The following is a 12,121-nucleotide window of genomic DNA, read 5'->3' as shown; positions in this document are numbered from 1 at the left end:
GGGTGCTCCGCTGCGCCTCAGGCGCCGCAGGAGCCCACGAGTTGTTCGTAGCGGCCGACGATCCAGCCCGGCGCGTCTTCGGGGATCTGCTCGTCGATCGAACCCTGCGTGCGTTCGAAGATCCGGGCCGAGCGGCTATCGTCGACCATCGGGATGGCCGAGCCGGTGGCGACGCGGTCGTAGACCACGAAGGCCACGAGGACCAGGAGGATGCCCCGCGCCACCCCGAAGAGAAAGCCCAGAACCTGGTCGATCCCCCCCAGTGCCGAGCGCTGGATGGCGCCCGAGAAGAGCGGTGTGAAGATCGACACGACCACAAGTGCCAGCGCGAAGACCACCGCGAAGGACGCGATGACCGACAATTCGCAGCTGTCGTCGAGGAATTTGTTCAACACCGGGATCTCGCGCATCACGGGTTCGACGGCTGGCGCGAAGATGAATGCCACGATGGCGGCGGCGATCCAGCCCGCGATGGCCAGCGTTTCGCGCACCAGCCCGCGGGAATAGGCGAGGATCGCCGAGATTATGATGACCGCGGCCACCACCCCGTCGATGACGGTGAAACCCTCCATACGTATTAGCCTTTCTTAGCCCGCGCCGAACAGGTCGCCCACCACACCGGCCAGATCCGGGTAGGATCGGAAAGTCAGTCCGGGATGATCCCCGGTCTTGCTGCGGGCGGGCGCAATCGCCGCCGAGAAACCAAGTTTCTGCGCTTCTTTCAACCTGTTTTCCGTCTGTGCTACCGGACGCAGGGCCCCCGAGAGCGAGATTTCACCGAAAACCACCGACTGCGGCGGCAGGGCGGTGTCCTCGCGGGCCGACAGAAGCGCCGCGGCAACGGCCAGGTCCGCCGCGGGTTCGCCGATCCGCATGCCGCCCGCGACGTTGAGATAGACGTCGAGACCGGTGAAGGGGATGCCGCAGCGCGCCTCTAGCACGGCGAGGATCATCGCCAGCCGCCCGCCGTCCCACCCCACGGTGGTGCGGCGCGGCTGGGAATGCGGCGAGGGCGCGACCAGCGCCTGGAATTCGCACAACAGCGGGCGCGTCCCCTCGATCCCGGCGAAGACGACGGAACCGGGCGCCGGATCCTCGCGGTCCGACAGGAACAGGGCCGAGGGGTTTTCGACCTCCGACAGGCCATCGCCCGTCATCTCGAAGACGCCGATTTCGTCGGCAGGGCCAAAGCGGTTCTTGACCGCGCGCAGGATTCGGAACTGGTGGCCGCGTTCACCTTCGAAATAAAGCACGGTGTCGACCATGTGCTCGACGACGCGGGGGCCGGCGATCTGGCCCTCCTTGGTGACGTGACCCACCAGCACCACGGCGGCGCCCTTGGTCTTTGCAAACCGCGTCAGTTCGTGCGCGGCCGACCGCACCTGCGCCACCGATCCCGGCGCGCTTTCCACCATGTCGGCCCACATCGTCTGGATCGAGTCGATGATGACAAGGTCGGGCCGCTCGGCATCGAGCGTGGTCAGGATGTCGCGCAGGTTGGTTTCGGCCGCAAGCGCGACGTCGGCGTGCCCCAGCCCAAGTCGCTGCGCCCGCATCCGCACCTGGGCCGAGGCTTCCTCGCCGGAGACGTAGATCGTCTTCAGCCCCGCGGCGGCGAAACGCGCGCCTGCCTGCAGAAGCAGCGTCGACTTGCCGATCCCCGGGTCGCCGCCGACGAGGATCGCCGAGCCGGGCACCAACCCGCCGCCCAGCACCCGGTCAAGCTCGGCCAGGCCGGAGGAGGTGCGCGGCGGCGGCAGCTCTTCGGTCGCGAGGTCATGCAGGACCATGCCGCTGCCGCGCTGCGCGCCCAGCGTCTTGGATGCGGGGCCGCTGGCGGAAAGCGGCTTTTCCTCGTGGATCGAGTTCCAGGCGCCGCAGCTGTCGCAGCGGCCGGACCACTTGGTATAGACCGCGCCACATTCGGCACAGACGAAGGTTGAGGTCTTTCGGGCCATCCCCGCTTCCTGCCGCCTCCGGGGCCCGAGGGCAAGGGCAACCGAGGCTGCGCTTGCCCCCCACACGCGCGCCCCCTAGCCTGATCTGCGCACAGAACGGCGGGGAGGCCATCATGACTGATCACAGAGACAGCCCATGGGATGCGGGCGCGGGGGATGCGGCCAGGACAGGGGCGCGCGGGCGCAGGGGGGGACGGATCGCGACGGCGTCGGCCCTGGCGCTCTGCGCGATGCTGGCGCCGCAGGGGGCCGCGGCGCAGGACGCGACAGGGCCGGCTGGGGGCGGCTCGGCCGAGGCATGCGCAGGGTTCACGGCCGCGATGCCGGACTATCCCGACCTGACCTTCACGACGTCGCATGTCGACGCGGGGCGCGCGCGCTGCCTGATCGAGGGGAGTTTCGAGCGTCGGTCGGGTGTCGGCGGCGACTATGCCCTGGGCTTTGCGCTGGCACTGCCCGACGACTGGAACGGGCGGTTCCTCTACCAGGGCGGCGGCGGATTGAACGGCACGGTGCGCCCGCCCGAAGGCGCGGCGGCGGCCGGCGAGACATCCGCGGTCGACCGGGGATTTGCCGTCGTCTCCAGCGACAGCGGACACCAGGGCGCGGTTTTCGACCCGAGCTTTCAGGCCGATCAGATTGCCGCGCTGAACTTTGCGCAGGAGTCGGTGCCCAAGGTCACCGCGCTCGCCCTGAAGTTGGTCGAGGGCTACTATGACGCGGCGCCCGACTACACCTATTTCGACGGCTGCTCGACCGGCGGCCGCGAGGCGATGCAGGCGGCGCAGCGCACGCCGCTTCTGTTCGACGGGGTGCTGGCCGGGGCGCCCGCGCTGCGCACCGACCACTCCAACACCGCGCTGGCCGCCAAGGCCATCGCGATGAACCGGCTGGCGCCGGAGGCCGCGGATGGCAGCCCCGACCGTGCGGCGGTCTTCGACGGGGCCGAGCGGCAGGCGATCCTAGACGGTCTGCTGGCTGCCTGCGACGGGCTGGACGGGAACCGCGACGGGATGATCTTCGCGCCCGACGCCTGCGACTTCGATCCCGCCGTGCTGGCCTGCGAGGCGGGCGAAGAGGGTGCGTGCCTGAACGTGGGGCAGGTCGGGCTGGTTCGCACGATGTTCGCGCCGACCGAAAGCTCGACCGGGCGGCAGATCTACCCGGGGTACCCGATGGATACCGGCGTGATGGACATGCCCGAGGGCGCCGCGCCGGGCCTGTTCCGCTTTGATGCCGAAAGCAATCGGCAAGCGGGCAACACCGACACTGAAAGCAGCGTCGACGATCTGGTGGCCCAAAGCATCACGCCGGGGCCGCAGCAATGGCTGATCAACGCGGATCGCTGGACCAACCTGTCGTCGTTCTCCGGCAATGGCAGCAAGCTGATGCTGTATCACGGGCTGAGCGACCCGTGGTTTTCGGCCTGGGACACGCGGGATTACTATCTTCGACTGGATGCGGCGGCAGAGGGCGGCGCGCGCGATTTCGCGGCGCTCTACCTTGTTCCGGGCATGGCACATTGCCGTGGAGGGTCTGCCGGGCTGGACCGGTTCGACATGCTGACGCCGCTGATGGCCTGGGTAGAGAAGGGCACGCCGCCCGAGGCTGTCACGGCGACTGGTGCGGCGTTCGAAGGGCGCGAGCGTCCTCTGTGCCGCTATCCGCAACATGCCGTGTATGACGGATCCGGCGATCCACAGGCGGTCGAAAGCTACAGCTGCGCAGACTGACGGATGGCTCTGGGCGCCGGGGGAACCGGCGCCCAATCTGCGCTGCCGCGGCCGCTTTCCGCGTCCGGAGGCAGAGGCGCCGGGTACGGTCGATCCCGGGCTACTCGGCCGCGGTGGCCATGCCGCTTTTCATCGGCACCACGTTCGGGGTTCCGGCCGAACGAACGAAGCCCAGCTTTGCCAATGTGTCGCCCAGCTGTTCCTCAAGCTGGCCCAGCTGGCTTTCCATGATACTTTCCTCGACCTCGACATGATCGACCCAGCGGCGCAGTTCATGGCACTGCGCGGTGGCTTCGACGATGCGGTCGCGGAACGTCTCGATCTCTTCCTGCCGCTGGCGCAGGAAGGTGCGGGCGCGGTCGATCTTTTCGTCGGAATAGCGGTCGGCCAGCTCCTGGCTGGTGGTCGACATCTGGGCGGCGGCTTCGAGGATCTGGGGCTCCAGCCCGCCCAGGTCGGGATGACTGCGCATGAACCGGATGCGTTCGCGCACGGCATCGAACTCACCCTTGAGGGTAAAGGCCCCCTCGCGGTCGGCCGCGTGGCAGATCCGGTAGGCCTCGGCCACATCGGACATGCATATCGAGAAATCCCGATGGCTTTGTTCCAGGCGCAGGACGCGCAGCCCCGACGGCATGGAGCAGGCCAGAAGGAAGATCAGCGCGGTGACGCCCAGCTGAACGAAAAGGCCCGCCTGCGGATAGGTGACCTCGCCAAAGGTCAGGGGCAGGGTGAGCCAGGGAAGCAGACCTGCAGCGGCGGCAATGCAGGCCGAAACCAGGGCGATCGCGGCGAGGGTCAGGATGGCGCTTGCGATCCAGTGTGCCTGCTGTGCGGCGGACCCACGGACCTGTCGGATACTTCCGGACATCAATACCTCCCTGCACAATCGGCAAAATATTTCCTATCGGCCTTACGCAGTGGGCGGTGAATGGTTCCCACAAAACGTCCCCGACGGCGAAACCTTCAACGATTGCTGTGGCCACGCGCGACAGATCTGATGCGCAAAACACCGCTTACGCCCCGGAGCCGGATCGTTTGGGCAGCCTAGGCGGCGGAGACTACGAAAGGATGAAGGCCTGCGCGGGCGCTCAGGCGTTGCCGTAGCGCCGGGTGTAGCGCGCCCCGAGAGAGGTCAGGATCTCGTACCCGATGGTGTCGGCCGAGGCGGCGAGATCGTCGACGCTTTGCGCCTCGCACAGCAGGTCGAGATGCGTGGGGGTATCGTCGAGATGGGTGATATCGACGGTGATCAGGTCCATCGAGACGCGACCGGCGAGCGGGCAGGGCACCTCGCCTGCAAATGCCACGGCCGAACCGCCGATGGCGCGGATCAGCCCGTCGGCATACCCCGCGGCGATGGTGGCAATGCGCGTCGGGGTCTCGGCGGTGAAGGCGCGGCCGTAGCCCACGAATTCGCCCGCAGCGACGTCGCGCGTCTGCACGACGGGGACCGACAGCCGCACGACCGATTGCGCGTCGCCGAAGGGCAGGCCGCCGTAAAGCCCGATACCCGGCCGCGTGACGTCGAAGTGATAGTCAGACCCCAGAAGGATACCGCCCGTCGCCGAAAGCGAGCGCGGCACGCCCAGCCCCTCGGTCATCTCGACGAACTGCGCCAATTGCCGGGCGTTCGACGGAGAGTCGGGTTCATCGGCACAGGCAAGGTGGCTCATCAACAGTTTCGGACCCTGCGCCATCACGATGTCGCGGGCGGCCGTCCACTCGGACGGCTCCAGTCCCAGCCGGTTCATCCCCGAATCGAGCTGGACGCCGAAGGGCTGGTCGGGCAGCGCCTCGAAATGGCGGGTCATCTGCTCGATCGAGTTCAGCATCGGCACGAGGTTGAGGTCCGAGATCATGTCGGTATCGCCGGCCATGTGCCCCGAAAAGACGTTGATCTGAGGGTTCTGCCCGATGGTTTCGCGCAAGGTCGCGGCCTCTTCGGGATAGGCCACGAAGAACTGCGTGCAGCCTGCACGGTAGAGCGCCCGGGCCACGTGGCCCGCGCCCAGTCCATAGGCGTCGGCCTTGACCACGGCGGCGGTGTCGACCCCCGGCGCGGATTTCGCGGCAAGGGCTTTCCAGTTCGCCACGATGGCGTCGAGATCGATGTGAAGCGTCGCAGTTCCCATGGCGGTGGTTTCGGTCCAAGGCGGGGGAAGGTCAAGCATGCCGCAAGGGGCGGGCGGCCCGCCGCCGCAAGCGTTGCCGCGGCGCCATGGCGCGCGCTCAGATGACGGTGACGCCGGCCTCGGGATGGGCCCGGTAGTGGTCCAGGCGCGACGCGAGGTCGCCCGCGTGAAGCTCAAGCCTGTGGCCGTCGGGGTCCAGGAAATAAAGCGATGCGCCCTCCGACCGGTTCTCTTGCCAGAGCGGTGCGGCGGCGGTGATCCGCGCGGCGATCGACGCGAAATCCGGGGCGGCGCAGGACAGCGCGACGTGGGTGTAATCCGCGCGCGGGGTCACGTCGCCGCGGGCAAGGCATAGCCACAGCGACCCCAGTTCCAGATAGGCGCCCGCCTCCCATCTTGCGCGCAGGGTGGCGCCCAGAACATCGCGGTAGAAGGCCGTCGCGCGGTCGAGATCGCGGCAGGCAAGCGTCAGGTGATTTACCCCGGTGATGCCCACGGCGCTCCCCACTGGCGTCAGCCGAAGTTCTCGGTATCGCCCTGCTGCCAGGCCTGCACGAGGTTGCCGAAGCGGGTGAACCGCCCCTCGAAGCTGAGATCGACCGAACCGATGGGGCCGTGCCGCTGCTTGCCGATGATGACCTCGGCCTTGCCGTGCAGTTTCTCCATCCGGTCCTGCCACGTGGCCATTTCGTCCAGCCGGTCGTCCGAGGGCTTTTCACGCTCGACATAGTATTCCTCGCGGAACACGAACATCACGACGTCAGCGTCTTGCTCGATCGAGCCCGATTCCCGCAGGTCGGACAGCTGCGGGCGCTTGTCGTCGCGGCTTTCGACCTGGCGCGACAGCTGCGACAGGGCGACGACGGGCACATCGAGTTCCTTCGCGATGGCCTTGAGGCCCTGGGAAATCTCCGAGATCTCGTTGACCCGGTTGTCGCCGCGGCCGGTGCCCTTGACCAGCTGCAGGTAGTCGACGAACAGCGCGTCGAGACCGTGTTCCCGCTTCAACCGCCGCGCGCGGGCGGCCAACTGGCTGATCGGCAGGGCGGGCGTGTCGTCGATGTAAAGCGGACAGGCCTCGAGGCTTTTCGCGGCCTCGACGAAGCGGCGGAATTCGCGTTCGTTCATGTCGCCGCGCCGGATCTGTTCCGACGGCACCTCGGACGCTTCCGACAGGATCCGTGCGGCCAGCTGTTCGGCCGACATCTCGAGCGAATAGAAGCCCACGACGCCGCCATCCACCGCGCCTTCGCTGCCGTCGGGCATGCGCCCGCGCTTGTAGGCCTTGGCGATGTTGAAGGCGATGTTGGTGGCGAGCGACGTCTTGCCCATCGAGGGGCGCCCGGCAAGGATCAGAAGGTCGGACCGGTGCAGGCCGCCGAGCTTCTTGTCGAGGTCGACAAGGCCCGTGGAAACGCCCGCCAGACCGCCTTCGCGCTGGTAGGCGGCATTGGCGACGTTCACCGCATCGGTCACCGCGCGCAGGAACGACACGAAACCCTGGTTCGACTGTCCGGCCTCGCCCAGCTTGTAAAGCTGCTGCTCGGCCTCGACGATCTGCTGCTTGGGCTCGCTTTCCACGTCGATGCGCCCGGCCTTGGCCGCGATGTCGTGGCCAAGCCGCATCAGCGATCGCCGGATCGCGAAATCGTGGATCATCTGGGCATAGTCGCGCGCCGCGAAGGACGAAATCGCCGCCCCCGCGAGACGGAAGAGATACTGCGCGCCGCCCAGCTCCTTCAGGCCCTCGTCCTCTTCCATGAAGGCCTTGATCGTCACGGGCGAGGCCAGCGCGTTCTTGGCGATACGGGCCGCCGCGATTTCGTAGATGCGGGCATGGACCGGATCGTAGAAATGGCTGGCGTCGATGACGCTGGCGACGCGGTCGTAGACGTCGTTGTTGGTCAGGATCGCGCCCAGCAGCTGCTGCTCGGCCTCGATCGAATGCGGCAGGGCATCGGCCTGCGGCGTATCGTCGGACTGGCCTGCCTGCGGGCGCGTGTCACGGATCGCGGTGATCTCGTTCATGGGGCCACCTTCCTGCTCGGGGTGTGTCGGTGATAGCCGCCGACCGGGGGCGTTTCAAACTGTATATCTCTGTGGATGACCGCGGGATAAACCACCGCCTCAACCGCATGTCGGGGCGGTGGCGCCAGAGTGCTCCACATGTTGCGGTGCGCCGCCGCAGACGCGCAGACCCGGTGCTGCGGGAGGCCGAGGAGTTGGACCGGGCGGGCGAAAGCCCGCCGATCAGGGGCGCCGGGCGTCCTGCCAGGGGCGCGGCGCGGTCAGGAAGGTCTCGACCTCGTCCAGAGTGGCCGCGTCGAAACTGCCCTTTTCACGCGCCGCGGCCAGCACGTCCCACCACGTGCACAGGTGGTGCAGGCGAATGCCGTGACGGTCGAGGTTCGGCACCGTTTCGGGGAAGATGCCGTAGTAGAAGATCACCGCCGTATGGGCACAGGTGGCCCCGGTGTCGCGGATCGCGTCCACGAAGCTGAGCTTCGAGCCGCCGTCGGTCGTCAGGTCCTCGACCAGAAGCACCCGGTCGCCGTCGCGCATCACCCCTTCGATCCGGGCGTTGCGGCCGTAGCCCTTGGGTTTCTTGCGCACGTAGCTCATCGGCAGGGCAAGGCGTTCGGCCACCAGCGCGGCAAAGGGGATGCCTGCGGTTTCGCCGCCCGCGACGTTGTCGAAGGCCTCGAACCCCGCTTCGCGCATCACGGTGATCGCCAGGAAATCCATCAGCGCGGTGCGGATGCGGGGATAGGAGATCAGCTTGCGGCAATCGATATACGTGGGCGAGGGCAGGCCGCTGGCCAGCGTGAAGGGCTCGGCCGCGTTGAAGTGCACCGCCCCGATTTCAAGCAGCATGCCGGCCGAAAGCCGGGCGATCTCTTCCTTCGGTGGAAACGTGGTGGGCACCATCGGGCGTCCTCTCCCTCAGTCGTCGTGATCAGGTCAGTATCGTCGCGGGCGTGGCCGGTGGTCAGGCGCGCACCCGCCAGTCCAGTGGGAACCCGGGGTCGAAGACGGTGAGCGGCCCGGCCCCGGTATCAATAGACGCGGGCACATCCGGCGCGCCGCGTTCAAGGGTGATGCGCGCCTCGTTCGGCGCCATGCGGTAGAAGCCGGGCCCGTTCAGCGAGGCGAAGGCCTCGAGCCGGTCGAGCGCGCCGGCCGTCTCGAAGACATGCGCCAGCAGGGGCAGGGTGACCGGGGCCGTGAAGCAGCCCGCGCAGCCGCAGGCGGATTCCTTGGCGCCGTCGGGATGCGGCGCGCTGTCGGTCCCGAGGAAAAAGCATGCCTCGCCGCTTGTCGCCGCCTCGACCAGCGCCAGGCGGTGGGTTTCGCGCTTGGCCACCGGCAGGCAGTAGTAGTGCGGACGGATCCCGCCTGCCAGGATGTGGTTGCGATTGATGACAAGGTGATGCGCGGTGATGGTGGCGGCCAGGTCGGGGCCACCGGCGCGGGCATAGGCGACGCCGTCGGCTGTGGTGACATGCTCCATCACCACCCGCAGCCCCGGCATCCGGGCGCGCAGCGGGTCCAGTACGCGGTCGATGAACACCGCCTCGCGGTCGAAGATGTCGACCGCCGGGTCCGTCACCTCGCCATGGACGCAAAGCGGCAGGCCGATCTCGGCCATCGTTTCCAGCACCGGCATGACACGGTCGAAGTCACGCACGCCGGAGTCCGAATTCGTCGTGGCTCCGGCCGGATAAAGCTTGAGCGCCGCGATCAGGCCGGTTTCGGCCGCGCGGCGGACATCGGCAGGGTCCGTCGTCTCGGTCAGGTACAGCGTCATCAGGGGGGTGAAATCCGCGCCCTTCGGAACCGCCTGCAGGATGCGGGCGCGGTACGCCTCGGCATCGGCCGCGGTCACCACCGGCGGCACGAGGTTCGGCATGATGATCGCGCGGCCGAAATCGCGCGCCGAATGCGGCGTCACCGCCGTCATCATCTCGCCGTCGCGCAGGTGCAGGTGCCAATCGTCGGGGCGGCGCAGGGTCAGGGTCTCGGTCATTCTCTGCGGGCTCCTTCTGGGCGGCGGGCGGGCGTGGCGCGGATGGCCGCGGCTGGTGACACCGCAGGCACCCCCGCGAATAGCGCGGGACGCGGGCGGGGGCCAGAGCCGCGTTTGCCCAAAAACCGGGCGCCCCCGCGCGCCGCACGGCACAAGCCGTGGGAGAATGCCCCCGGGCTGTTGCATGTTTTCGCTACCCGCCGGTAGCGTCGGCGCGATGAAGGACGGGCTGAACATCCTGCCGGGCGAGCACGCGCGCCCCGCGCCCGGCGCGCCGGGCGTGATGCAGCGTGCCCGAGGCCGCGCCGCGGTGCGCTTTGCCAGCTCGGACCGGGGGGTGCGGCTTGCGGGACTGCACCAGTCGGGCGCCGCCAAGGCGCTGCTGCCGCGCACCCATGGTCCCGTACCCGAGGCGGTGTTCCTCAACACTGCGGGCGGGGTCACGGGTGGCGATGTCTTCGACTACCGGCTGGACCTGGATGCCGGGGCCCGCTGCGTCGCCACCACCCAGACGGCCGAACGGGTCTATGCAAGCTCGGGCGGTGCGGGGCGGATCGACGTGCGGCTGACGGCCGGGGCAGGCGCCGTGCTGGACTGGCTGCCGCAGGAAACGATCCTCTTCGACCAGGCGGCACTGGACCGCACGACCGAAATCGACCTTGGCCCCGACGCGCAATGCCTGAGCGTCGAGACGCTGATCCTAGGTCGTGCCGCAATGGGCGAGACGGTGCGCCGTCTGGCGCTGCGCGATCGGCGGACGATCCGCCGCAACGGGCGCCCGATCGTGGCCGAGCCCGTGGCGCTGGACGACCGCATTCTGGCGCGCGGCGACGCGGCGGGGCTGGCCGGCGCCCGAGCGCTGGCCACGCTGGTCTTCGTCGCACCGGGGGCCGAGGATGCCCTGGGCCCGGTCCGCGAAGATCTGGCGCAGGCAACGGGTATCGCCGCCGCCGCCAGCTCCTGGGACGGGCGGCTGATCCTGCGCGCCATGGCGCCCGGCGGCGCGCCGCTGCGCCGGGCGCTGGTGCGGCTGATCGCGCGGCTGGGGCAGGCGGGGCTGCCCCGCGTCTGGCAGGCTTAGGATGCGGCGGATCCTGCACCCCGGGGCCGGACACGTCTGCGGACGACCCGATCATTTCAGCACCGACGGCGTGGCATCCACGACGATGCCCCACCGCTTCGACCCACAGACCGAAAAGGCACACAGATGAACCTGACACCCCGGGAAAAGGACAAGCTGCTCGTCAGCCTCGCCGCCATGGTGGCGCGCAACCGCAAAGCACGGGGGGTGAAGCTGAACCACCCCGAGGCCATCGCGCTGATCACCGATTTCGTGGTCGAGGGGGCGCGCGACGGCCGCAGTGTCGCCGACCTGATGGAGGCGGGCGCCGCCGTCGTCGCGGCCGCCGACTGCATGGAGGGGGTGCCCGAGATGATCCACGATGTGCAGGTCGAGGCAACTTTTCCCGACGGGACGAAGTTGGTGACGGTGCACCATCCGATCCGCTAGCATCTTGGATCGGGCGCGGGGCACATTATCTATGGACAAGCCCGCCCTTGCTGGCATCAATCGGTTCCGGAGGAGATTGAGAGTGACGAAGATTGCAAGCGCCCTGCGTGACATCCTCGAGGCCCTGACGCCGCAACCCGCACCGCAGCCCATTCCGATCCGCGTGCGGGACCGCCGCTGACCCACGCCGGACACTTGCCGCCCTGCCGAAGGAGAGCCGCCCCGTGATACCGGGAGAAATCATTTCCGCACCGGGAGAGTTGACGCTCAACGCCGGGAGCACGCCCGTTACCGTGACCGTCGCAAACACTGGCGATCGTCCGGTTCAGGTCGGCAGCCACTACCACTTCGCCGAGGCGAACGCCGCGTTGGATTTCGACCGGGATTCCGCGCGCGGCCACAGGCTGGATATCGCGGCGGGAACGGCCATTCGGTTCGAGCCCGGGCAGACCCGCGATGTCACCTTGGTTCCGTTCGGTGGCGCCCGCGAGGTCCATGGCTTCAACGGAGCTGTGATGGGACCTCTTTGAGAGGCCGTTTACTGCCCACGGGCGGGATCCAGCCTAATTCGAATCGCGGATGAGCGGTTTGCCGCTTTCGCTAAAATCCAATGGTTTCCGGGGCTTGTTCCAGATCGGGCCGGCCTTTCGACCGGCCCGGAGGGAAAACGGCGCGGTAATCGGCGAACCGGCGCCTCGCCGCCATTTCCATGTGCCGTATCCGCAACATTCTGTCAATCGGATGCAACAAGCGTGGGC

The 12,121-nt window shown here is 68.2% G+C and carries 12 protein-coding genes; 4 read left to right on the top strand and 8 right to left on the bottom strand.

The features are described 5' to 3' along the window. Positions 1–17 precede the first annotated feature (17 nt). Both EKE94_RS04320 and radA read right to left on the bottom strand, forming a co-directional pair. On the bottom strand, positions 18–572 hold the full coding sequence (locus tag EKE94_RS04320) for a CvpA family protein (protein ID WP_127905338.1): 555 nt from the start codon (positions 570–572) through the stop codon (positions 18–20). Positions 573–587: 15 nt separating this feature from the next. Further along, positions 588–1,958 carry a DNA repair protein RadA gene (gene radA, locus EKE94_RS04315; protein ID WP_127905337.1) on the bottom strand — a complete coding sequence of 457 codons (1,371 nt, stop codon included), beginning with the start codon at positions 1,956–1,958 and terminating at the stop codon, positions 588–590. A 113-nt stretch (positions 1,959–2,071) separates the two neighbouring features. Between radA and EKE94_RS04310 the strand changes: the two genes are divergently transcribed. Beyond that, on the top strand, positions 2,072–3,691 hold the full coding sequence (locus EKE94_RS04310; protein WP_127905336.1) for a DUF6351 family protein: 1,620 nt from the start codon (positions 2,072–2,074) through the stop codon (positions 3,689–3,691). A gap of 100 nt (positions 3,692–3,791) precedes the next feature. Here the strand turns inward: EKE94_RS04310 and EKE94_RS04305 are convergent, their stop codons facing one another. The 6 genes from EKE94_RS04305 to pyrC form a co-directional block, all read right to left on the bottom strand. Next, positions 3,792–4,562, bottom strand: a complete 771-nt coding sequence (locus EKE94_RS04305; protein ID WP_127905335.1) for a DNA repair protein — start codon at positions 4,560–4,562, stop codon at positions 3,792–3,794. Between the two features lie 220 nt (positions 4,563–4,782). Next, complete coding sequence (gene alr, locus EKE94_RS04300) at positions 4,783–5,826, bottom strand: alanine racemase (protein ID WP_127905479.1); 1,044 nt, start codon at positions 5,824–5,826, stop codon at positions 4,783–4,785. A gap of 97 nt (positions 5,827–5,923) precedes the next feature. Then, positions 5,924–6,316 carry a VOC family protein gene (locus EKE94_RS04295; RefSeq protein ID WP_127905478.1) on the bottom strand — a complete coding sequence of 131 codons (393 nt, stop codon included), beginning with the start codon at positions 6,314–6,316 and terminating at the stop codon, positions 5,924–5,926. A gap of 23 nt (positions 6,317–6,339) precedes the next feature. Continuing rightward, entirely contained in the window at positions 6,340–7,854 is a 1,515-nt protein-coding gene (locus EKE94_RS04290) for a replicative DNA helicase (RefSeq protein ID WP_127905334.1), read from the bottom strand. A 222-nt stretch (positions 7,855–8,076) separates the two neighbouring features. Further along, positions 8,077–8,754 carry an orotate phosphoribosyltransferase gene (locus EKE94_RS04285; protein ID WP_127905333.1) on the bottom strand — a complete coding sequence of 226 codons (678 nt, stop codon included), beginning with the start codon at positions 8,752–8,754 and terminating at the stop codon, positions 8,077–8,079. A 61-nt stretch (positions 8,755–8,815) separates the two neighbouring features. Next, a complete protein-coding gene (gene pyrC, locus EKE94_RS04280) occupies positions 8,816–9,853 on the bottom strand; it encodes a dihydroorotase (protein WP_127905332.1) in 1,038 nt (345 codons plus the stop codon). A 283-nt stretch (positions 9,854–10,136) separates the two neighbouring features. Between pyrC and EKE94_RS04275 the strand changes: the two genes are divergently transcribed. The 3 genes from EKE94_RS04275 (at position 10,137) to EKE94_RS04265 (ending at position 11,893) form a co-directional block, all read left to right on the top strand. Further along, on the top strand, positions 10,137–10,934 hold the full coding sequence (locus EKE94_RS04275; RefSeq protein WP_127905477.1) for an urease accessory protein UreD: 798 nt from the start codon (positions 10,137–10,139) through the stop codon (positions 10,932–10,934). Between the two features lie 126 nt (positions 10,935–11,060). After that, entirely contained in the window at positions 11,061–11,363 is a 303-nt protein-coding gene (locus EKE94_RS04270; protein WP_127905331.1) for an urease subunit gamma, read from the top strand. 224 nt (positions 11,364–11,587) lie between these two features. Next, positions 11,588–11,893 carry an urease subunit beta gene (locus EKE94_RS04265; protein ID WP_127905330.1) on the top strand — a complete coding sequence of 102 codons (306 nt, stop codon included), beginning with the start codon at positions 11,588–11,590 and terminating at the stop codon, positions 11,891–11,893. Positions 11,894–12,121 lie beyond the last annotated feature (228 nt).

The organism is Mesobaculum littorinae (assembly GCF_004011175.1).
Taxonomy (GTDB): Bacteria; Pseudomonadota; Alphaproteobacteria; order Rhodobacterales; family Rhodobacteraceae; genus Tranquillimonas; species Tranquillimonas littorinae.
Note: the sequence above shows the minus strand (reverse complement) of the source record. Positions and strands in the feature narration are given on the sequence as shown.